Origin of the sequence: Bacillus sp. FSL K6-1338 (genome assembly GCF_038006965.1) — a bacterium.
Taxonomy (GTDB): Bacteria; Bacillota; Bacilli; order Bacillales; family Bacillaceae_G; genus Bacillus_A; species Bacillus_A thuringiensis_S.
On record NZ_JBBOWI010000001.1, the window covers coordinates 1,545,888 to 1,570,292 of the forward strand.

Below are 24,405 nucleotides of genomic sequence, written 5' to 3' on the forward strand. Positions count from 1 at the left end.
ACCAAACTACAATCTCTTTTTTAATTTAATTCCACCAAATCCAAGTCCAAAGGTAATTTCTTGCATTTTGGGGAGTAATCCGTATGAAGCGTTCACCGTCAAAGAAGCAATTTAAATTTGGAAGTGTTTCGTCTGGATTTTCTGGAACAAAGGTGACGATGTTTTCGTTGCTTGTAACGGTTACTGTAATTGGTGGATCGGTAGGCGAGACTTGAAGTTGTAACGAAATATTGGCCGTATTTTTAAATTGATTATTAATAGGTGGACTTATTACTTGTACGGTGAATAACACGATAATTGTTTCAGTTGGCTCTAAATTAGTGGCAACTAGGAAACCGATATTTGGGTTCGCTAGTGGAGAGCGTTCACCGTTAATAAAGACAGTGCCGTTTATAAATTGTAAACCTGCTGGAATGGTATCTTGTAAAGAAATATTTGAGAGTGAAATTTCGGAAGTATTTGTAATACGCACCGTGTAATCAAAGTATTGGTTTAAATAAGCGGAGCTGACGGAAGCGTTTTTCGTGACTGTTGCAGTTACAAATTGAACTGGTATACGAACAATATTTGAATTAACAATGAAAGTAATAATTGGATCCTGTGGTGTCAATTGAAAAGCAGCGGTAACTGTTGCAGAATTTATAATTGTACTGTTTGAAGGAATAGAAGTTACGAGAACTTGAAATGTTATAGTTGCTACTGTATCTGCAGATAAAGAACCAATATTAATACCAGTGTCTGGACGAACATTTTGAACCGAAGTACCGTTAATTGTTACGCTATTTTCTATAAATGTTGTACCAGCTGGAATGCTGTCTATAACAGAAGTACTGATTGTCGGAATGGGGGAGTGATTAAATACCGCTAATGTGAATGTAATGATATCTCCTATAACGACAATAGATTTGTCAGTTGTTTTTTCAATGCGAACCATCGGATCAATGACTGTCGTTGTAACGGTATTTGTTTGTTTTGTAATTGTAATAGGTGGTTTTGTTGGATCAATGATAACGGTATAGGAAACAGAAGCATCATTATTAATTGTAGATTGAAGAGTAGAAGAAGATATTGTCACTTGGAACGTAATAATAACAGATTCATTAGGAGCAAGATTTCCTAACGTAATACCATTTTCAGGATTTTCATTAGGCTGATTGATTCCGTTAATCGTAACACTATCAGCAACAAAAGTCGTATCTATTGGTACGGTGTCTATGGCAAGAAGGTCTTCAATCGTTACATTACCGCTATTCGTAATCGTAATTGTATACGTTAAAGTTTGACCAGGTAAGGCATTCGTTACATCAACAGATTTTATGGCAATGACATTATCATTTTGGACAGTAGTTGTGACGGTATTTGTTGTAGTCGTATTTGTAACGGGTACGTTATTTGGGTTGACTATATAGTTAAAAGTAGTAATTGCGTTGTTGTTTAGTTCATTTGGTGTTGGAATAGAAGTCACAGTTACTTGGAATGAAACGATAGCATCTCCACCAACAATTATAGTGCCAATTGGTATGCCGCTTACTGGATTCACTCCTGGAAGAGCTTCTCCGTTTACAATGACGCTATTTTCTATAAACGTAGTACCTTGAGGAATAATATCTTGAATGTTTACATCATTTGTTGCAACATTACCGGTTTGATTTAGTGTAATCGTATACGTTAACGTATCACCAACCGTTGCAAATGCAAGGTCAACAGCCTTATTACTATTCAAATTCGCGTGATTAATTTCTGTTGCGGCAGCTGATGAAATAATAGTTTCGGTAATAGGTGGTCGATCTGGTACCGTGTATTCATATTCAATTGTACTCGTGTTAGAGATTGGATTTGTTTGTGGAATCGAAGTAACCCGTACTTGGAATAGAATAGTTGCTGTCGTATTAGGCGGAATGTTATCAATTTGTATACCGTTAAGAGGGTTGTCATTTGGCCGAGCATTGCCGTTCACGATAACACTATTCTCTATAAAGCTCGTATTTGCTGGGATGATATCTGTAACAATAATGTTTTCGACTTGTATATTTCCGTTATTTATGATGGAAATTGTATAAGGGATGATAGTTTGTAAGTCAGCATATTGGATAGGCGTTGTTTTTGTCGCAATTACATTAGCAGAAATAACTTCAGTGAAGGTAATATTGCTAGTCGATATTTGTTCTTCCGCGTTTATTGTATAACGAGAAGTTGATTGATTTTGAACATGGCCGCTAGCAGGAAGAGCTACGACGGTAACAGAAAATGTGACTGGGATAGAAGTGTTAGGAGTAATCGTTCCTACAAGTATACCTGCACTTGGATTGGCGTTAAGCTGAGGAATGTTATTTACTAAAACGCTACCGTCAATAAAAGTTGTTCCATCAGGTATATTGTCTGTAAATACAACAGCAGTGGCATCCGTATTCCCTGTATTCGTTAAAGTTGTTGTATAAGTTAAAATGTCACCAATTGTTACAGAGGTCAAATCAACAGTTTTAAGTGAAACGATATCAGCATCATTAATTTGAACGAAAGTAGTATTGGAAGTAGTAGATTTTTGAATTGGTGCAAAGTCAGGATTGAAAATAAAGTCGTAGACGATGTTTGCAGTATTAGGTGCTGGATTTACAACAGGTAAATTCGTAACGGAAACTTGGAATGTTATTGTAGCTATTTGACCTGCTGCGACATTAGGAATGGAAAAGCCGATATTCGGATCTGCTGCAGGAAGTACAGTATTGTTAACTATTACACTTCCTGGAATAAATACTGTTCCATCCGCTATAGTATCTGTAAAAAAGATGGAGTTAGTTGTAGTCGATCCGTTATTTTGAATGAATACTGTATATTCAATGGTTTCATCAATGTTAGCTAATACAGTATTAGCGGATTTTGTAGCAATAAGAATAGCATCAATAAATTGTATATTTGTACTATTGGAAGATGTCGTTTCTGAAATTGGTGGTGCGCTTGGGTCTGGTTCATACTCATAGTGAATGACTGCGATATTATTAATGTTATTTTGTGGCGGTATAGAGACTACGCTTACTTGAAAAGTAACAATAATTGTATTATTTGGAAGGATAATATCAAGGTTGATACCGGTAATTGGATTTTCATTAGGTCTCGGTATGCCATCTACAAGAATGCTATTTAGAACGAATGTGGTCCCAGCTGCAATTGCGTCAATTAGGAGAGTATTTGTAATAGGTACTGTACCGGCGTTTGTAACTGCGACTGTATATGTGATGATTTGACCAATGCGTGTAATGGATCTATTGGCGGATTTACTGGCACTAACATTTGCCGTCCGCACTTCAGTATTTACTGCATTTGATAACGATCTACGCTGAATAATTGGAGAACTAGGGTCAATTTGGTATTCGTACGAAGTGTCTGAAATATTAATGACTGTATTGCCCTCTGGTATATTTGTAAGTTGTACTTGGAATGAAATAGTGACTGTTTCATTTGGTTGTATCGTGCCGAGAGTTACTCCGTTTTCAGGATTAGCGCCAGGCTGAATTACATTATTTATTGCTAAGCTATCTTCAATGAATATAGTACCTTCTGGAATGTTATCAATGAAAACGGTATTGTTAGCTGGAACGCTTCCTATATTTTGAAGTGTATTTGTGTAGGTAATAATTTGCCCGATTGATACGAAAGTTACATCCGCACTTTTAACAGAAATAATATTTGCATTTTGAAGTGATGTTGTAACGATATTAGAATTTGCAGAACGATTTACTGGTGGGGCTGCAGGAATACTTACATATTGGTAAGTTGCTGAAGATTGATTTACAATTTCGGTTTCAGTAGGTGGATTATTTGTTTGCACTTGAAATAGTATCGTTTTGGAACTGTTTGCTGGAATTGTTCCAATCGGTATTCCGTTTTCTGGATTTACACCTGGCTGAAGGATACCGTTAATTGTGACACTATCGGGAACGAATGTAGTCCCAGCTGGAATAGAATCTGTGAAATTAATATTTATTGCGTCAACATTGCCGATATTTTTTACTTCAGAAATATAAAGTATAGTTCCGCCAATATCAACAGTTGTTGGATTGGATGTTTTTGTAATTGTCAATTGTGCTTGCACGAAATTTGTAATGACGATATTACTAGTAGATGTTTCAGTAATAGGCGGTTGCCCTGGGTCTGGCTGAATTGTATAAGTTGTGTTGGATTGATTTGTAATTGATTCTTGCGAGAATGAATCGTTAATAAGAATTTGGAACGCAATAAGGTGCGTAGCGTTTGCAGCTAGGTTAGGCAAAGTAACACCTACATTAGGATTGGCATCAAGTATAGCTGTTCCGTTAAGTGTAAAACTATTTTCTACAAAGGTAGTCCCTTGAGGGATAGTGTCTGAAAATGTGAGATTCGTAGTTGGGATATTTCCTGTATTTTCTAATGTTATTGTATAAGTCAAAATATCACCTGTTGTTGCTTGTTGTGCATTGACTGCTTTTAAAGAAAGGATAGTCGCATCCGAAATTTGTGTGAAAGCTGGATTCGAAGTAATTGTTCGAGAGATGATAGGAGCAGTTGGATCGGCGATAAAAGTATAGTCAATACGGGCTGTATTAGAAATTGGGTTCACGCTTGGAATAGATTGAACGATAACCTGGAATGTTACAGTGACGATTTCTGACGGTGCGATGGGGTTTAATGGTATTCCTACGTTAGGGTCGGCACCTGGAACGGAAACACTATTAATAGTTACGCTATTCGGAATAAATGCAGTTCCTTCTGGGACCAAATCTGTTAAAGTAACTGTATTTGCAGTAGTATTTCCGTTGTTTTGAACGACTACTGTGTAAGTGATTGTACCGTCAGTAGATTGTACGAGAGAATCTGTACTTTTAATTGCGGATAACGATGCATCAACAACAGCTGTATTAACCGTATTAGACGAGGATGTTGCTGTAACAGGAGGTTGACTTGGATCGACAATATACGTGTAACTTGTAAGTGCTTGATTTATAATCGCTCCTTGCGGTGGAATAGAACTTGCAAGAAATTGGAACGTAATAGTAGCGGAATCACCTGGTGCGATAATACCAACTGGAATACCAAGAGTTGGACTTGCATCTGGAAGTGAAATCCCGTTGAGCGTAACACTATTTGGAACAAATAATGCTCCTTCAGGAACTCCGTTAATGAGTAATACAGAGTTTGCAGGGAAGTTTCCAGTATTCGTTAATGTTGCTGTATACGTAATTACATCTCCGATAGATACGATTGTTCGATTTGCTTGTAAAACAGTTGTAACAGTCGCGTTATTAATTTGTGTTGAAGCGCTATTAGAATTTATCGTACTTGTAACAGGAGGAGAGGCTGGATCAACGATGAATGCGTATTGAATAGATGCTACGTTTGTAATCGGATTTGAAGGTGGGGTTGATGTAACAATGACTTGGAAAGTAACGGTTAAGGAACTACCCGCGTTAACTGTTCCGATATTAACTCCGTTATTTGGATTTGCGCCTGGAAGGCTACTTCCATTTACAGTAAAACTATTTTCAACAAAGGTTGTTCCTGCTGGAACCATGTCTGAGAAATTTACATTCGTAGCGTTTGTATTGCCATTATTTTGAATCAAAACTGTATAAGTGATTGTATCTCCAATATTTGCAAAGGCTGTATTAGTAGTTTTTACAGCTGAAAGTATTGCTGAATTAATAGAGGTAACGAAGACGTTCGTTTCCACATTGCCAGGTTGAGCCTGTAATGCATTGCCTACGTTATATTGGAAGTTAACAAATCCTAAGTTTTGGAGTTCAGGTGTGAGCGTTGTTGGGTTGCTTACAATTTGAACTTGGAATACGATTGTTACGATTTGATTTGGAGTTATTGTATTTATGCCAACGCCGTCAATGATAGAAGCGGATGTTAATGGAGTTCCATCAACAACAACTGATCCTGCAACAAATTGTGTCCACGATGGTATAGGGTCTGAGAATACAACATTGTTAGCTGGGATATTTCCTGTATTCGTAATAGTTGTTGTATACGTAATCGTATCACCAATCGTTGCAAATGCTTTATCTCCTATTTTAATCGTATTTAAAATAGCACTTTCAATTTGTGTTGAAACGCTATTAGAAGTAATGTTTTTTGAAACTGGAGGATTAGCTGGATTAACGATATATTGAAAGCTAACGCTAGCTTGATTAGTAATTGGATTTATAGGCGGAATTTCATTGGCATTAATATGGAATGCTACGATGACAGATTCGTTTGGCGCAATATCACCAATTGGAACGCCTGTAATGATATTTGCATTTGGGATGCTAGTTCCGTTCAGTGTAAAACTATTCGGTTCAAAGGAAGTTCCGTCTGGAATAAGGTCGGTAAAAATAACATTCGTCGCACTAACATTTCCGCTATTTGTAATTGTAACGGTGTAGGTAATATCCTGCCCGATATCTACCGTAGATACATTTGAATTTTTTTGTGCAGTAAGGGTAGCGCTATTAATTTGTGTTGTCGTTGTATTAGATTGATTGGAAGTTGTAATAGGTGGCTGGCTAGGATCAACGACATAATGATATGTGATAGAAGCAGAGTTAGAAATGGGATTAAGTGTTGGAAGTGTAATAACAGTTGCTTGGAATGTAACGATTGCCGCATTACCACCATTAATGGAACCAATATTTACACCAGTAGATAAATCAGCGTTTGGAATGGTTTGCCCATTAACTGTGAAACTATTTGGAACGAAACTTAAATTACTATCAAGAATGTCAATAATAGTTACATCAGTTGCAGTCACATTCCCGGTATTAGGGAGGTTAAGTGTAAATGTTATTGTATTACCAACATCCGCGAAAGTAAGATCTGCTGTTTTTGTGCTAATAATAGTTGCGTTGTTTATTTGAAGGAGTGTAGTGTTGGAAGTAGCTGTACTCGATACTGGCGGATTACCTGGATCAACAGTAAACTCATACGTCGTTGATGCTGTATTTGGTGCTGGGTTACTAGGAGGAATACTGTTCACTGTCACTTGAAAGACGATACTATATATTTCATTTGGTGGAAGTGTTGCAAGTAATACACCTGTATTTGGATTCGCGTTAGGTTGTAAAACGCCATTGACAGTTAATGTGTTAGGAACAAATGTGAGTCCACTTGGTAATACATCTGTGAAAACAATGTTAGTTGCATCGGTATTTCCTACATTGGTAATAGAAGTAGTATAAAAAGCAGTTTGCCCGATATCTGCAAAGGATACACTTTCATTTTTCGTCATGGATAATATGGCTTCTTTAATTTGCGTTGAAACAGGATTGCTAATTGAAGTTTCTGCATCAGGTGGTGAGACTAATTGGTACGATGTTGATGAGAAATTTACAATGGGGTTTTCCGTTGGTAATGACGTTACAGTAACTTGGAACGAAACGGTTACTGTAGTCCCGGCTGTTATAGTCCCAATATTCACACCATTCGATGGATCCGCACCACTTTGAGGAACCCCATTAATAGAGAATGTGTTTGCAATAAAAGTAGTTCCGCTCGGCATTGTATCTGTAAATATAACATTTTGTGCGGATGAGTTTCCATTGTTTGTTAAAGCGACAGTATAAGTGAGTGTGTCTCCAATACGACTAAAGGATTTATCGACTTGTTTTAATGAAAGAATGGTAGCTGTATTAATCGTAGTGAACACTGTGTTTGAAGTAACATTTCTTGAAACAATAGGGGCATTTGGATCAGCGATAAATGTGTAAGAAGCACTAGCGGAATTGGCAATAGGATTTTGAACAGGTGTAGAAGTAGCGGTAACTTGAAATGCTATAGATATTGAGCTGTTAGGAGCAATTGCTCCAATCGTTATACCTGTATTAGGATTAAGACCAATTTGCGTGATGCCATCTATTGTAACGCTATCAGTAATAAACGTTGTACCATCTGGTATAAGGTCGGTGAAAGTAATATTCGTTGCATTTGTATTACCATTATTCGTTAAAATTGTCGTATAGGTAATGGTATCATCTAGCGTTACAATTGTTTGATCAACTGATTTAATCATCATTATCATAGCATCTAATACAGGGTTTGTAACAATGTTTGTTGAAGTAGAAGTAGTAGCAGGAGTTCCGTTTGGATCAACAGTATAAGAATATAAAATTGTATCGTTACCCATAATTGAGCTTGAAGGGGGAACAGAAATCACATTTACTTGGAAAGTAACAGTTACTGTTTCACCAGGAGCGATATTTGGTATATTTACTCCGAGTGCTGGCTGTGCACCAAGCTGCTGGATGCCATTTGTAGTGACCGAATCTGGTACAAAAGTAGTACTAGGAGGAATCGCACTTGTAAAAGTTATATTTGTAGCTGGTGTATTTCCTGTATTCGTAATAGTCGTTGTATACGTAAGTGTATCCCCGACGGAAATAATAGATTTATCAACACTTTTTGTTGTAGTTAATACTGCGCTATTAATGGTCGTTGAAACTGTATTAGATACAGCTGTTTGTAATGCAGAAGGTTGGCTAGGATCAATCACATGTTCAAATTGTATGGAACTAAAATTAGAGATAGGATTTATACTTGGAATGTTTGTAACAAGTACGTTGAGAGAAATAACGGCCGTTCCATTTGGGTTTATATTTCCAATCTGTATCCCGCTAGCTGGATTTCCGATTTGCTGTGTACCAGAATCGTTTGTAAGAGTGCCAGATATGAATGTCGTTCCGTCAGGTAAAATATCTGTGAAAATTATATTTTGTGAAGTGACATTTCCAGGGTTACTTAATGTAATTGTATAAGAAATTGTATCGCCAATCGTTGCGAAAGTTTTATCTACAGATTTGATTGCCACAATTTCTCCGGAATTTATTTGTGTCGCAACGGGATTGGATGTCGTACTTCTTGAAACGAGTGGTAAATTAGGTCCTGTAATAAATTGATAGTCAATGGAGGCACTATTTACAACCGGTGAGTTTGGTCCACCAGGTCCAATTGTGAAAATTGGATTTGGAATACTAACTACTTGAACGCGGAAGGTGACGTTTGTAAAATCTCCTGCAATAATATCCCCAATTGGTATTCCATTCGCTGGATTTACCCCAGGCAATAAAACTCCGCCGACTCGAACGCTATCTTCTATAAATATTGTGTTATTTGGAATAGGATCTGTAAAAATGATATTCGTAGCAGTTGTGTTCCCTACATTTTCTAATAAAACTGTATACGTTAAAAATGAATTTCCAGGTGCTACGTCAGAAAATAGTCGATCCACACTTTTCGTTGCTTGAATAATTGCTTCATTAATTTGAACTAAAGTTGGATTACTTGTAGCTGTTTCTGTCACCGGTGGCTGGGTAGGGTCAACAATGATCAAGTATGTCGTACTGGATTGGTTCAAAGTTGGATTTGTAGCTGGTATTGAGCCAACGATAGCTTGAAAGCTAATTGTTGTCGTTCCTCCAACTGGAATTGAGTCTAAAGAGATTCCGCTATCTGGTCTAAATCCAAGTTGTGGGATGGTATTAATTTGTACGCTATCAGGAACGAATGAAAGTTCAGTTGGTAATATATCGATAAAAACAGGTGTGTTTGCGGTAGTATTTCCGCTATTAGTGAGAGTAGTTGTATACGTAATTGTATCGCCAGCAGCGGCAAATGCACTGCTCGCAGTTTTCGTTGCGATAACGGAAGCTGAATTTACTTGCGTAAAAGTTGTATTGGATTGAACTGTTCGTGAAACAGGCGGTTCATTTATATCAACAATAAAGCTATATTGAAGCGATGATTTGTTCGGAATTGGATTAGGGTTTGGAAGCGTTGTGATGTTTACTTGGAAACTGAGTGTAACCGATGCATTTGAATTTAAGTTACTAATATTGATACCGTTTTGTGGATTTGCATTCGGGACGGTTACACCATTTATCTTAAAGCTATTTGGGACAAGGGTAGTACCGTTTGGAATTGTATCTGTAAAAACAATGTTGTTCGCAGTAGTATTTCCTGTGTTTGTAACAGATGAAGTGAATGTAATTGTATCACCAATCGTAGCGAAAGTTGTACTAGCACTTTTATTTATTACTAAAGTAGCGTCAATAATCGGTGTAACTGTTGTGTTTGTAACGGTACTACCAATAGCTGGCGTTTCAGCTGGATTCACTGCATATTCGTAGTTTACAAGAGCATTATTCGTTAAAGTTCCACTAGGTGGAATAGCCAGAATTTTCACTTGGAATGTAATGAAAGTAGTGTTTCCTGGTGAAATATCGTCTAAATGAATCCCTAATGAAGGATCTAATCCAGGTTGGGAAACGTTATTTATTGTAACGGAATTTGGGATGAAGGATGCACCAGGTCCAAGCCCATCTGTTAAAACTGTAGCACTAGCAGGGATATTTCCTGTGTTCGTAACTGCAATTGTATAAGTAACGATATCTCCAATTGTAGCATTCGGTGTGTTCACTGATTTTGTAGCGATAATCGTGGCATTATTGATTTGAGTTGTTATTACGTTACTCAGCGCATTAGCGGATGCTGGAGGTAAGTTAGGATCTATGACATACTGATACGTTGTATTACTTTGGTTCGGGATTGGATTCGGGTTCGGGATAGAATTTACTTGTACTTGGAACGAGATGATCGTATTTGTATTCGGATCTATTGGATCGATTGCAATTCCGCTAGCTGGATTGACATTAGGCAGTGCATTCCCGTTTACAGTAACACTATTAGGAATGAACGATGTCCCGTTTGGGATTACATCTGTAAATATTACATTTGATGCAAGTGTATTCCCGTTATTCGTTAAAGTAGTCGTGTACGTAATAATATCATTTACGTTAGCAAACTGTTTATCTGCCGATTTAGTAGCGGCAATTGAGGCGTTATTAATAGTTGTCTGTACAGTGTTAGAAGCAACCATCTGCATCACAGCGGGTTTGGATGGATCATACGTATATTGGAATGTTGTGCCTGATTGATTTGTAATCGGATTTACAGCAGGGATAGTTGGTACAAAAACTTGGAATGCAACGGTGCGTGATGAATTTGCTCCTATCGTACCAATCGAAATGCCGTTAGCAGGATTTGCATTAGCTATAGGGACATTATTAATCGTTACAGTATTAGGAATGAAGAGGGTACCCGCTGGAATGATATCTGTAAACGTTACATTAGCAGCAGGGATATTCCCGTTATTTGTTAAAATAGTCGCATATAATATGATATCACCGACATCAGCAAAGTTTGTGCTTGTTAGCTTTGTCGCAATGATATTAGCAGTATTAATTTGTGTAGTTACTATATTGCTAGCAGCGTTTCTAACAAGAGCGGGTAAATTTGGATCAACGATAAAGCTATATTGAAGTGAAGCGCTGTTTTGAATTGGATTTGGTGAAGGTAGCCCATTTGCACTTATTTGAAAAACAATCGTTGTAAAACCACCCGAAGGAATGGAGCCGACTTGAAGACCGGTACTGGGATCTGCACCTAGTTGTAAAGCACCACCTATAAAAATACTATTTGGTACGATAGTGGTGCCATTAGGGATTATATCAGTAACAATAACATTATTTGCTGTAGTATTGCTAAGATTAGCTAAAGAAATTGTATATGTGATTGGTTGCCCTACATCGGCGATAGTTAAATCTACTTCTTTGACAATAACTACATTAGCTAAATTAATTTGTGTACTTACAGTGTTACTTACAGATATTTCTATAGTTGGTGGATCTCCCGGATTTAGAATAAAACTATACTGTGTACTAGATGAATTTATCGTTGGGTTTTGTGTTGGTAAAGAGGTGACGGTTACTTGATAAGAGACGGTAAGTGAGCCGTTAGCAGGAATGGAAGGTAGTGGAACACCTATATTTGGATCTGCGTTATTTTGGAGTACACCATTAATAAGAAAAGTGTTTGGAATAAAGGTAGTACCGTCTGGATTTGTATCTACGAAAGTAGGACTATCAGCAGAAACACTTCCTGCATTCGTCAAAGTAACAGTATAAGTTAATATATCCCCTACGGTAGCGAACGCTTGATCCACTGTTTTTGCTGAAATGACATTTGCATCGTTTACTTGAGTAAATGTAGTGGTTGAAGTAGTGTTTTTATTTACAGGTGAAGCGTTTGGATCAACGATAAAGTTGTAGGAGACGAAAGCGCTATTTGAAATAGGGTTTGGATTTGGAATGCTAGTTATTACTACTTGGAATGAAGCTGTAATTGTAGTATTAGCATTGATGCTACCAATATTGATGCTAGCTGGTGTTATGCCCGGCTGAGTAACACCGTTAACTATAACACTGTTCGGTACAAAGGAAGTGCCATTCGCGATGGAATCGGATAGTAATACGTTGTTTGCTGCAACATTTCCATCGTTAGTAAGAGCAAAGGTGTAAGTTAATACATCGCCAACTTCCGCAAACGTCTTATCTACAGATTTATTAGCATGGAGATTTGCTAGTCTAATTGTAGATGTAACAGAATTAGAATTTGCTGTTTTTGAAGTTGGTGGCAGACCTGGATTTACAGTGTAAATGTAAGAGGCAAAAGCGTTATTAAGGATAGGATTTTGTGAAGTAATATTAATAACTGTTACTTGGAAAGAGAGGATAAAAGTAGCTCCAGCAGGAATTGTGCCAATAGGTAAAGCAACGAGAGAATCTACATTTTGCAAAACGCCGTTGAGCGTTACCGAACCTAATGTTAATATCGTTCCATTTGGAAGTGGATCTGTTAGTTGTACGTTATTAGCGGCTGTATTTCCACTGTTTGTAATAAGAATTGTATAACCTATCGTTTCACCAATTGTGGCAAATTGTTTGTTAGTTAATTTTGTTAATGTTACATTCGCATTGTTAATTTGAGTGGAAACGAGATTAGAAGAAATGTTTTTTGTAACGGGTGATTGGATAGGATTGACGGTATATTGATAAGAAGCATTTGATCCATTAGATACGACATTTGACGCGGGTATTGTGTTTATTACTACTTGAAATGTAACATTTTTTGTTGTGCCGCTTGGGATGGATCCAATGTTCACGCCGTTAGCGGGATTTGCGCCCACTTGTGTAGTGCCATCTATTGTTAAACTGTTTAAAACAAAAGTTGTTCCAGTAGGAATGACATCTGTAAAAATAATATTGTTCGCATTTGTATTACCTGTACCTGTAAAAGAAACGGTGTACGTTAGTGTATCACCAATATCTGCAAAATTTTTATCTACTGCTTTTACCATTGTTACAGTAGCGTTATTCACTTGAGTAGATACGATATTTGTCGTATCAGTCCCACTTACTGCAGGTTGATTTGGTATAGGAATATATTGATATGTTGTTGTTCCACTATTTAATATTGGATTTGTTTGAGGGATAGAAGGAACGAGCACTTGGAATGAAATAGTAGTAGTGGAATTTGCGGCAATCGAACCAATTGATATACCATTAGCGGGATTCGCTCCAGCTTGAGTAACTCCGTTAACAGTTACACTTCCTGGAATGAAAGTAGTTCCGCTAGGGATTGGATCCGTATATATAACGTTCGTTGCAGCGATATTTCCTATATTAGCTAAGGCAATACTGTAAGTTAATGTTTCACCAATATCGGTAAAAATTTTGTTGACTGATTTTGTTCCATTAATATCTGCCAGGTTAATTTGTGTCCCAGCAGAATTGCTTGTTGCAAGACCGTTAAAGGTTGTTCCTCCGGCGATAGGTGTATATTGAAATGTAATATTAGCGGTATTAGAGATAGGGTTTTGACTTGGGAGAGAAACGACAGTAGCTTGGAAAGTTACTGTACGAGAAGCACCATTATTGATTGTTCCAAGAGATATACCAGCGGCGGGATTTGCGTTTGTTTGCGGGACATTATCTACTGTTACAGTGCCAGGTATAAAGGAAGTCCCGTTAGGGAGAATGTCTGTAAAGGTAACATTATTCGCCGGAAGAAGTCCGGTGTTAGGGATCGTAACTGTATAAGTGAGAATATCTCCAATTGCAGCAACACTTTTATTCACGCTTTTCGTTGCTTGTATAGTAGGTGAATTTATGTTGATTTGTAAACCGACTGTATTTAACATATACGCATCTCCGTTAGTTGTTAAACGGATTGCGGCGGACACTTGTGAGTTTGTTAAATAAGGAGAAATATCAATAGAAGTAATATCCCAGCCCTGTCTCCCAGCGGAGATGTTTGTGCCTGTAGAAGCACTTTGATTTCGCGTTCCAAATGTCCCAGTTGTATCTAAGTTTCCAGCAGCATTATTAATTTGAGAACCGAAGAAGTTATTTACAGCATTATTTGGCCCAGATAAAGCATTTAATGAACTGAAATTTGGTCCAAATAATGCTTGATCCCCGGTTAAATCTGCATCTCCTTCAGTGGAGCTTAAGAATAATCTCCCGCTTACAGGTCCTCCTGCGGGTGTTAAAAATCCTGAAACAGCTACATCTGCACTACCAGTATCAGCAGAAACACGGTTACCAGCTACGTAAATGGTTAAGTTTCTTGCAGGCAATGTTCCGTTTTGATAAGCGACAATGAGTGTCCATCCAGCCGAGTTAATAGATCCATTTGAAGCATCTAAAGGATCAACAAGTCCAGGGACAGCTCCTGTAGTATAGGAACCAGAACCTCCCGCTTGAATAAGAGTTGTTACGTCTGCTGAACGAGTATAAAAGCCAAATGTAATAGAGTTTGAAACGAATGTTTGATTTGAAGCTGTAACAGCTGAAGGAGTAATTGAGTATGTTGAAACGGGTGTCGTAAATGAAACGGGATTTCCTAGAACACTTGTAATATTTTGATCGCGAGTTAAATAATTTCCTCCCCATATGAGTTCTGCGTAAAGAATAGTACTGCCAGCAGGGATATTTAAAATAGCGGTAGAACTATTTTGTGTATAGTTTAATGTTGTACCAGCAGGAAAAGTAGGAACTTGTAAAGCTGTATTCGTAGTTACGAACGCACCAATGGCCCCGATTGTACCAGCACGGTTTTGATTACTAATTTTACTTAAGCCTAAAGTATTACCTGTAATAGCGAGTGCGCCGTTAGTGGTGGTAGAAAATCGATTCGTAATGGGCATGTTGTCACCTCATTTACAATATAGTCTTGGTCAAAATAACATATGTGTGTGACAAATAAAGGGAAACATGTACAAGTTGATTTAGTAATAATGATTTAAATGTCTAGATAAGGGGATGGAGTATGATTGAATTGGAAATTAGGGTGGAGCGTCTTAGGAAAGAACAAATAGGCGATATTGTAGCGTTATCTTCTTATATTGGCTGGGATTATAACAGAGAAGAAATTGAAGCAGTTTTTAACTCAGGTATTGTATACGGCGTCTGGAATGAGAGAAAGGAACTTATTGCTAGCGCAGCAATTATATTATACGGGGAGGCGTTGGCATCTATTGGAATGGTAATTGTACATCCAGATTATAAGGGGAGAGGGATTGGAAAGATGATAACGAATTCATGTATGAATAGCGTATCAGCTCAAACTCCATGTATGCTTATTGCTACGGATGAAGGGAAGCCCTTATATGAAACATTAGGATTTAGGGTAGTAAGCTATGTTTCTAAATATATTTGTAACTCGTACAATGCGAATCATAAATGTGCAGAAAATGAAGAATATATGATGGTTTATAAAGAGAGTGATTTAGAAGGAATAATAAAAATAGATAAAGGCGCATTTGGGACAAGCCGAAACGAGTTTTTAAAACAAAGAATTATGCAAAGTGAGCAGTGTGTCGTTGTAAAGGATACGAAAGAAAATGTAGTAGGATACGGTATAAGTATACAAACGCCAGAAAATAAAATAATAGGACCAGTCGTTGCTAAAAATAATGCGATGGCGATGAGAATGGTACATGATTTAGCAAGAGGGCATAATGGAAAATTAAGAATGGATGTACCAGAAGGAAAGAACGATTTCATGAAAGAATTAGAGATTGCTGGTTTTAAAAAGGTGAATACACCACCAATTATGATGAAAAATAGTAATCGGTTAATAAAAAGAAATAGTGAACTATATAGTATTGCAGCACAAATTTTTGGATAAAGAAAGAATCCTTTTAAATGAAGGATTCTTTTTTGAGCTAATTTAATCACGATATTGGTCATGAGTTGGCTGAAAGAGGTCTTCCTCGATATCTCTCACCATAGAAAAATGATCAACGTTATAATGACCGTGTAAAGTTTTATTGTGATGAGCAATAATTTGCTCTGCAGATAATACGTTAGAATCAGTTGTGGAATGACCGTTTTTAATTAATGTAACATCAAATCCTTGTACAGTCGCAGTTCTAACTGCGGTGTCGATACAATGCTCTGTTTTACATCCACCGATAACGATATGGCCAATTTTCTCTTCTTTTAAAAGTTCAAGTAAAGAAGTGCCGTAGAATGAATTGGTTGCTGCTTTATTAATAAAGATTGCAGACTGAGGTACTTGAATTTGATTATGTACTTCAAATCCTTCTCCGCTGCCAGAAGCAACATCGATATCTCTTACGAAAACAATAAGAGCATTGGAATCTATTGCTTTCTGCATGGCTGTATTTAGTGTAGATAATAGCTCGATTTTACGAAAAACTTCATTTTCTTGCTCATTTCCATCAATTAATTCTTGTTGAGCGTCGATAATTAATAGTGCTTGTTTCATCGTGTCTCCCCTTTAATATGAAATAAGTTCCACTGTACATATTCCTTCAGATTGTTAGGAAATCCTCCATTGCAAGCGAATTAGAAGAGCGATTTACAAAGTTGTCAAAGAAATTTCATTCTCATAGCGTGTAAAAACATGTATGATAGGAGATGGAGAATTTTTGAGTAGGTGGGAATAACATGCAAACAGTAGAAGATTATCTTTCATTCTTACATACGAAAGGATTTAAATTATCAGAGGAAGCACAAGGGTTTATTATGTTCGGACAAGGATATACTGGTGCGTCTGATGGGATTGTGAACGCAGCAATAGAAGCGACAATTAAACATCAATTGCAGTTTGATGGTAGTTATTTCGTTGCGTTATTAGAACGATTGAAAGAGGAAGAAATTACAGATAAAAAAAGCGCTAAGGCTTTTATGCGGAAGTTACAAGCATAACTTCACGCAGCCTGCGCTTCTTTTTTTGTTTTGGAAGGCCATTCAACAAAAATCATGCCCAGGAAAATACATAGACATCCGATAATAGCAGAAATAGAAAGTTGTTCATTCGCAACGAGAAAGCCTGTTAATGCAGCAAAAACGGGTTCCATTGCGAAAATAATTGCTACTCTCGTTGGAGAAGTGTGCTTTTGGGCCGATGTTTGAATGAAAAAAGCAATAGATGTTGCAAACAGGGCAGTTAGAAAGAGTGCGAATAAAAAAGATTGATTCGTCCATAGTGATACTGAAAATAATTTTTCCCAATCTTCAAACAAGAAAGCGCAAATAGAAGAAAATATACCAACAGCTAATACTTGAGATGTGCTTAATAATAAAGGTGATATTTTCTTAGAAAAGAAGCCGTTAATAAGAATATGGGCAGCGAAAGCGATTGCACAACCGAGAACAAGTATATCTCCTATATTTAATTGGAAAGAATCAGCAACTGTTAATAAGTATAAACCTGCTGTTGCTACAGCAATACCAAGTACGATAAAAATGGTAGCTTTTTGTTTTAAAAAGATAAAAGACAAAATTGGTACCATAACGATACTAAGCCCTGTTAAGAAACCTGCTTTTGAAGAAGTTGTATAAAGTAAGCCAAATGTTTGTAATACATAGCCAACACATAAAAAGAACCCAACGATTAATCCAGCGAGGCTACTCTGTTTTATATCTTGTTTTGAAGTGTTTTTTGAGAAAATCATTTGAACGAATAATAAAATAATTCCAGCGAATAAAAAGCGAATACCATTAAAGGTAAATGGACCAACGAAAGACATAGCATTTTGAACGACAACAAACGTAGCTCCCCAAATAAAAGAGACAAATAATAAAGCAAGAGGAGCAATCCAATCTTTTTTCACACTCATACCCCCGTTAATTTTGTAATATAGCTTTTCTAGCTAATTCATCAGCTACTTTATTTTGACTACTTGGAATCCACTTAATAAAAAAGAGATCGAAGTTTTTTATGTACTGTAGTGCTTCATCTAAAAGAGGTGCAAATATTTTATTTTTTGCGTATTCCTTTTCAACAGCCCGTTCGACAAGCTGGGAATCTGTACGAAAAGAGACAGTGCTATAATTATGCTCGATGCAATATTTTAATGCTAGAAGTAAAGCGCGGTATTCTGCTTCATGATTGGACATTGTTCCAAGTGGTAATGATAATTGTACAGGTGGCTGAACGCCTTTAATAAACACTCCTGCACCAGAAGGACCAGGATTTCCTTTTGATGCACCATCAATATATACTTCAATCAAAATGAGAAACCTCCAAATTATAAGGTTATCCCCTACTTAAATATTTTTTTGAAGTAGGGGATAGAGTAGTTATCCGATTGTGATGCTGTAACGACATGTAAATGTTTCATTCGCTTGTAAAGATTGAATTCCCTTTTTGTCCTTGAAATCTTTTGCTGGATTTACTTCATCAGCGATTCCATACCAAGGTTCAATACATAAGAAAGGTGCGTTATCCCCTGGTGTCCATACGCCGACAAATGGGAAGCCATCAAATTCTACTTTTACAAATTTATTATGTTTATGAGAACGAATCGAAATTTCATTCGTATTCATATTTTCAAAGATAAGCGCATCATTTTTGAATAAATCATATGTAAGTGGCAATTCAGTTGTATTTTCAGCGATTAATTGCTTTTTGTTTGAAAGGTAAGGTCCTTCTAATACGCTTGTTTCTAAGCGTTCCGAACCATTAAACGATAAGTGATAATCTGTAAATGATTCACCATCCAATAAAGGGAAGTTGAATCCAGGATGTGCCCCAATTGAGAAGAACATCTCTTTAGAAGTAGGATTGTTTACTTCATATGTTACATGAACGCTTTGTCCTTCTAGCTCATAAGAAATGAGTAATTCGAATTCGTATGGGTATTTTTTTAACGTTTCTTCATTATTAGTAACGATATAAGTGATCTTTGTTTCACTTTGTTCTTTCACAGAGAAAGTAAGATCACGAGCGAAACCGTGTTGTGTTAATGAATATGGTCTACCGTCTACGTAGTATGTATTATCTACTAATCGGCCGACAATTGGGAACAAAATTGGTGCACGGCGTCCCCAATATGTAGAATCACCTTGCCATAAATATTGTGTGTTGTCTTCTTTTAAGCGAACGCTTTGTAATTCTGCACCTTTGTCAGAAATGGAAACGATCACTTTTTCATTTTGGATTGTTGCTATCATGAAGTGAAACCTCCTAAATCTTTCATATGTTTCATTATACGTTGTCTAAAAGAAAAAAGGTAGTTCATGATAGGAATCTATTGACGAAAGAGGGGCTACCACGTAAAATATAATCTTGTTGCTAAAAAAAAGAATAACGTGGTTCGAAACCATCCCACGTAAAAAAACTAAGGAGATTTTGTCATGAATATTAGAACTTTAGTCGGCAATGGTATTTTAGCGGCATTATATATTGCTGTTTCTATGCTTATTCAGCCATTTGGCTTTACGAATGTACAATTTCGTATTTCAGAGATGTTTAATCATCTCATTGTATTTAACAAGAAAGCAATTTACGGAATTGTATTAGGTGTATTTTTAACGAATCTCTTTTTCTCACCTATGATCGCTTATGATTTAGTATTTGGAGTAGGGCAATCTATTCTTGCATTAGTTGCAACGATTATTTCTATGCGATTTATTAAAGGTGTTTGGGCTCGTATGATTTTTAATACGGTTATCTTTACGATTACAATGTTTATGATTGCAATTGAACTTCATCTTGCATTGGGTTTACCATTTATGTTGTCTTGGTTAACATGTGCAGTCGGTGAATTTGTTGTAATGGCCATTGGTATGCCTGTAATGTACTGGATTAATAAGCGAGTACAATTTGAAAGATTTATGTAATAGATGAAAGAGCTATTCCTATAGGGATAGCTCTTTTTGTATGTAATCATATTGAATATAATGCTGTGACTCTAGATAAAATATAATAAAATAAAGTGAGGCTTTCATTAGCTGGCTACATATAAGAAGTCTTATATAAGGGGAATCTAGTATGAAATATAAAATTCATTGGTTGTATAAAACGAAGCGAGGATTGCAGACGGAATTAACAACAGATTATATGAACATAGAAGAAATACTTCAATTTGCAGAGGATTTTGAGAAAACAGGAAGAGCTAAGGAACTTTTATTTTACGATGAAATGGATGCAGAATGGTCATTAAAGGAAATGAAAAAACTGAGTAAACAAGTAGAGGAAGAGCCCCAAGAAATACTCGTTTATTTTGATGGGGGGTATGATGTGCAAACGAAAGAAGCTGGCGTTGGTATATGTGTGTACTATAAAAAAGGAAATACAAACTACCGCATTCGCCGCAATGCATATATAGAAGGTATAGATGATAATAATGAAGCGGAATATGCATCACTATTATACGGTATGAATATACTCGAGGAATTAGGGATTAAATATGAAGCAGTTACACTTCGCGGAGATTCTCAAGTTGTATTGCAGCAATTGGCGGGAGAATGGCCTTGTTATGATGAGCATTTAAACCATTATTTAGATCAAATTGAACAAAAGGCGAAGCAAATGAAATTAAAACTTGTATGTGATCCGATATCTAGAAAACAAAATAAAGAAGCACATCAATTAGCAACGCAAGCATTAGAAGGGACAGTCATTGATAGTCATAAAGAAATAACCGAATAGAGAGGTGCAAAGGTGGATAAAAAGCAACTCATTACAGAGGTAAATGACTTATTAGAAACATATTGTGAAGGATGTTTCTTGCGAGAACATAATCGAAAGACAAATAGTAAATATTATGCACATTCATTTTGTATAAGACAATGTACAGTTGGAGAAACATTGAAAAAGTATGGAGAACAGTTGTCATAAAAAAACATCCAGAGAAAATTCTCTGGATGTTTTTTAGTGCTTTGCTTCGTTTAATTGCTGCTCGCATTTGCTTAGTTTCTTTTCCTCGTTCATTAAAAATGGTTCATCTAAATCTACTGCAACAGATTTCATAATTTCAAGCTGTGAGCGAGCTGCTTCTACTGCAGTAGTGGCATGCTCTAATGTGTCTGGATCCATTGAAATTGTTGCAGAACCTACCATCTTTTGTGCTGTTTCTACACGGAATTTTACTTCTTCAAAATCATTTACTTCTGATCCCATTAATAATTCCTCCTTTGTATAGTGCGCATTTTACATAGTTTTTGCTCTGTAAAACGGAAATATACAAAGGAATAACAAAGAAGGTTACCAAGTAAGGTAACCTCCTGTTATATGTTGGATTAAAGTTTTACTACGTTAGCAGCTTGAGGTCCACGGTTACCTTCAGTAATGTCGAAAGATACTTCTTGACCTTCTTCTAAAGCTTTGTAGCCGTCTCCTTGAATAGCAGAGAAATGTACGAATACATCGTCAGCGCCTTCCATTTCGATAAATCCAAAACCTTTTTCGTTGTTAAACCATTTTACTTTTCCTTGCATGTTACAATTCCTCCTAAAAGCGTTTACTATTTTCATTTAGTGAAATTCATTTAAAGAAATAATATAAACTAAAAATGCTATATTCTTGAATATTCTGCTAAATGATTAATTTAAATATACACGAATTGGGAGAATTTAGTCAAGTAAGCGGTTTTATTTTTTATATTTTTAAATAATTTTCCAATCAAATTTTTAAATAGGTATAGGACAGGCCGAGTATGTAATATTCTTAATTGAATGCTATACATAACGAGGTGAAAGAATGAATAGGTCGTACTTATTAGATAATGAAGGAATGAGAACGAGAACCGACATACCGGATTGGGTTGCAAAAGAATTTGAGATTTTTTCAAGTGTCGTGTTAGAACCAACTTTTCCATGTTATTTCGGTTTAACAGCTTTGAAAAAGAATGAACTTCGTTATTCATTTCTTTCTCATAATGATTGGAGTCATTTGCCGCATACAATGTTATCTTTTTTAGAGTTAATGAAAGAGAGGCCGATTGTAAGAAGGGGCTTTTTCCTTTTTGTAGAACCGGAATGTGAAGAACGATCACTCGAATATTACCGTGATTCCTTTTGGAAAGTGTTACAGTATTTACATGAAAACGATAATCAAGCATGGCCAAAGCAAATTCCTGAAGATCCAGACCATTATTTATGGGAATTTTCATTTTGTGGTGAGCCAATATTCGCATTTGGAAACGCGCCAGCTTATAAACAGCGAAAAACTAGACATTTAGGGAATTCTCTCGTTATTGGGTTTCAGCCACGCACTATTTTTGATGGATTAGAGGGGGATCGTCCTAAAGGAGCATATTCAAGACAAATGGTCCGTGAGCGAGTTGAAAAGTGGGATCAATTGCCGAAACATCCTAACATTAGTCATTATGGTGACCCAGAGCATCGTGAATGGAAACAATATTTTATAGGAGACGATGTAGAACCAATAAAAGGGAAATGTCCTTTTCTTCATAGGATAGAAAAGTAAGAGCCATCACCTAGATGGCTCTTTTGTATATTTTGGATAAAAAAGGGTATTTTATTATGAAAGCTAGTCTATTTTTTCAAATTACATCATTAACTAGTAGTAAAGAGAGTAGAAAGGATAGAGCGATGATTGGAGCAATTATTCAGCAAATCGTATTAGGTATTTCATTAGCTGCGCCAGTAGGGCCGATTAATATTGAAATGTTAAAACGAGGAATTGAACGTGGGTTTTGGCATGCTTGGGTTGTTGGAATTGGTGGAATGACTGCAGATGTTTTATTTATGCTTCTCATTTATTTCGGTTTATCTTCTGTGTTTATGTATACATATGTACAAGCCTTCATGTATTGCACGGGTTTTTTCTTGTTATTTTATTTAGGATTTCAAAGTGTAAAACAAGGAATTTCCCACTCAAACATGGAATATAAAAAAGAAGAGGTAGGTGGTCTTAAGCAATCGTTTATGGCAGGATTTTTAATTGCGATATCCAATCCATTAAATCTTGTTTTTTGGTTTGGTATATACGGAAGTACACTTAGCTCATTACTTACGAAGGTAACGAAACAAGAAGCTTTTTTGTACAGTCTTTGCATTATTGCAGGTATTATTTTATGGAATTTAAATATTGCTTTTTCTGTACATTTTGGAAGAACTTTATTAAAACCAAAAGCGCTTGGCTACATAACAGCCGGAGCAGGTATTATTTTAGTAGGTTACTCTATACATTTTGCATACAAAGCTTTACAGTTGTTCACATAAGATTGAAGGGGAGATTTTTATGTATCGAACCACTATTGACGGAAAAGAAATTATAATTACGTTAGCGCCAAAAATCCGAAAAGAAATTACTGATAGAAATCCACTATATGAAGCAGTATTTCATAATGCTGCAAGATTGCTACAAACAAAGCAACCGACGTTTGCAGTAAATCATCAAATATTTGGTCTCATTATTGGAGAAGTGCAAAGAGGAGAAGTAACAGTGTTTGCAGTGGAACATATTATTCCAAAGCAAAATATATTTGGACCAAACAATTTTTTCTCGACAATAGAACAGCAGGCAAATTTGTAAAGTGAATAGAATAAGAATAGAAAAGAAATAGTCGTAACGATATGTTGCGGCTGTTTTTTTGGAAAAGGGGGAAACAAGATGAAGAAAGTGGGGAAAGAGTTCTTTTTACAATATGATATCGTCATTATGTATAGCATTCTATTTATTTTCATTATTATTTTAAAAATGCAATTTTTAACGTGGTTTGGCATGTTAGCATGTATGTTTGGAATTGTTTTCTATACACTGAATGAATATATGACACATCGTTTTTTATTCCATATAAAGCCACCTAAAAACACATTTCTATTAAAAATGTTAAGAAGATTACATTATGATCACCACGTATATCCAGATGATTTAAAACTTTTGTTTTTACCTGTATGGTTTAGTATACCTAGTTTTACTATATATTTACTTATAGCATATGGTATTACAAAAAGTCTTACTATTACACTTTCATTTGGAATCGGAATGATTATTATGCTGCTCGTTTACGAATGGAAACATTATATTGCCCATAGACCGATTCGTCCCGTCACTAAGTTTGGAAGATGGCTAAAAAAACAACATATATTACACCATTATAAAAACGAAAAGTTTTGGTTCGGTGTTTCAAATCCAGTATTCGATTTTATATTTGGAACACTTAAAGACGGAAAAGAGGTTGAGTTAAGCGAAACAGCTCGTAATTTAGAAAAGGAAAAAAAGACAAAAGTAGTGCGTTAAGCACTGCTTTTGTCTTAATGAGGAAAAAAT

At 36.2% G+C, this 24,405-nt stretch carries 16 protein-coding genes and 1 riboswitch; of the genes, 9 read left to right on the plus strand and 7 right to left on the minus strand.

The window, feature by feature from the left end; translation table 11 throughout:
- Positions 1–25: 25 nt before the first annotated feature.
- On the minus strand, positions 26–15,058 hold the full coding sequence (locus tag NZ044_RS08225; RefSeq protein WP_340949658.1) for a DUF7507 domain-containing protein: 15,033 nt from the start codon (positions 15,056–15,058) through the stop codon (positions 26–28).
- 122 nt (positions 15,059–15,180) lie between these two features.
- Between NZ044_RS08225 and NZ044_RS08230 the strand changes: the two genes are divergently transcribed.
- Positions 15,181–16,041, plus strand: a complete 861-nt coding sequence (locus NZ044_RS08230; protein WP_000571020.1) for a GNAT family N-acetyltransferase — start codon at positions 15,181–15,183, stop codon at positions 16,039–16,041.
- Between the two features lie 42 nt (positions 16,042–16,083).
- Here the strand turns inward: NZ044_RS08230 and NZ044_RS08235 are convergent, their stop codons facing one another.
- On the minus strand, positions 16,084–16,644 hold the full coding sequence (locus tag NZ044_RS08235) for a cysteine hydrolase family protein (RefSeq protein WP_000806312.1): 561 nt from the start codon (positions 16,642–16,644) through the stop codon (positions 16,084–16,086).
- A gap of 182 nt (positions 16,645–16,826) precedes the next feature.
- Here NZ044_RS08235 and NZ044_RS08240 point away from each other — a divergent pair, with 182 nt between their 5' ends.
- Entirely contained in the window at positions 16,827–17,087 is a 261-nt protein-coding gene (locus tag NZ044_RS08240) for a DUF6123 family protein (RefSeq protein WP_001195212.1), read from the plus strand.
- A gap of 2 nt (positions 17,088–17,089) precedes the next feature.
- Here NZ044_RS08240 and NZ044_RS08245 read toward each other — a convergent pair whose 3' ends face one another.
- From NZ044_RS08245 to NZ044_RS08255, 3 genes are all read right to left on the minus strand, one after another.
- Positions 17,090–17,995, minus strand: coding sequence for a DMT family transporter (locus NZ044_RS08245; protein WP_063675165.1), 906 nt, complete (start codon positions 17,993–17,995; stop codon positions 17,090–17,092).
- A gap of 13 nt (positions 17,996–18,008) precedes the next feature.
- A complete protein-coding gene (locus NZ044_RS08250; RefSeq protein WP_000573877.1) occupies positions 18,009–18,395 on the minus strand; it encodes a reverse transcriptase-like protein in 387 nt (128 codons plus the stop codon).
- A gap of 69 nt (positions 18,396–18,464) precedes the next feature.
- Positions 18,465–19,337, minus strand: a complete 873-nt coding sequence (locus NZ044_RS08255) for an aldose 1-epimerase family protein (protein ID WP_086389880.1) — start codon at positions 19,335–19,337, stop codon at positions 18,465–18,467.
- Between the two features lie 132 nt (positions 19,338–19,469).
- Positions 19,470–19,514, plus strand: a riboswitch (PreQ1 riboswitch).
- Between the two features lie 6 nt (positions 19,515–19,520).
- Here NZ044_RS08255 and NZ044_RS08260 point away from each other — a divergent pair.
- From NZ044_RS08260 to NZ044_RS08270, 3 genes are all read left to right on the plus strand, one after another.
- The gene (locus tag NZ044_RS08260) at positions 19,521–20,006 is read left to right on the plus strand and encodes a QueT transporter family protein (RefSeq protein ID WP_001026464.1); all 486 of its coding nucleotides are present in this window, start codon (positions 19,521–19,523) and stop codon (positions 20,004–20,006) included.
- 151 nt (positions 20,007–20,157) lie between these two features.
- Complete coding sequence (locus tag NZ044_RS08265) at positions 20,158–20,817, plus strand: ribonuclease H family protein (RefSeq protein ID WP_000875533.1); 660 nt, start codon at positions 20,158–20,160, stop codon at positions 20,815–20,817.
- Positions 20,818–20,829: 12 nt separating this feature from the next.
- The gene (locus tag NZ044_RS08270; RefSeq protein WP_000358801.1) at positions 20,830–21,006 is read left to right on the plus strand and encodes a zinc-finger domain-containing protein; all 177 of its coding nucleotides are present in this window, start codon (positions 20,830–20,832) and stop codon (positions 21,004–21,006) included.
- A gap of 33 nt (positions 21,007–21,039) precedes the next feature.
- Here NZ044_RS08270 and NZ044_RS08275 read toward each other — a convergent pair whose 3' ends face one another.
- Complete coding sequence (locus NZ044_RS08275; RefSeq protein WP_000534400.1) at positions 21,040–21,288, minus strand: DUF2564 family protein; 249 nt, start codon at positions 21,286–21,288, stop codon at positions 21,040–21,042.
- 119 nt (positions 21,289–21,407) lie between these two features.
- The gene (cspB, locus tag NZ044_RS08280; protein WP_001161731.1) at positions 21,408–21,605 is read right to left on the minus strand and encodes a cold shock-like protein CspB; all 198 of its coding nucleotides are present in this window, start codon (positions 21,603–21,605) and stop codon (positions 21,408–21,410) included.
- 262 nt (positions 21,606–21,867) lie between these two features.
- Between cspB and NZ044_RS08285 the strand changes: the two genes are divergently transcribed.
- The 4 genes from NZ044_RS08285 to NZ044_RS08300 all read left to right on the plus strand — a co-directional run bounded on the left by NZ044_RS08285 (position 21,868) and on the right by NZ044_RS08300 (position 24,375).
- Positions 21,868–22,596, plus strand: coding sequence for a YqcI/YcgG family protein (locus NZ044_RS08285; RefSeq protein ID WP_001082150.1), 729 nt, complete (start codon positions 21,868–21,870; stop codon positions 22,594–22,596).
- A gap of 14 nt (positions 22,597–22,610) precedes the next feature.
- The gene (locus NZ044_RS08290) at positions 22,611–23,354 is read left to right on the plus strand and encodes a LysE family transporter (RefSeq protein ID WP_001196842.1); all 744 of its coding nucleotides are present in this window, start codon (positions 22,611–22,613) and stop codon (positions 23,352–23,354) included.
- Positions 23,355–23,373: 19 nt separating this feature from the next.
- A complete protein-coding gene (locus NZ044_RS08295) occupies positions 23,374–23,667 on the plus strand; it encodes a hypothetical protein (RefSeq protein ID WP_000286367.1) in 294 nt (97 codons plus the stop codon).
- Positions 23,668–23,745: 78 nt separating this feature from the next.
- Positions 23,746–24,375: a sterol desaturase family protein gene (locus tag NZ044_RS08300; RefSeq protein WP_000755405.1), complete on the plus strand. Its 630-nt coding sequence runs from the start codon at positions 23,746–23,748 to the stop codon at positions 24,373–24,375.
- Positions 24,376–24,405: the final 30 nt, after the last annotated feature.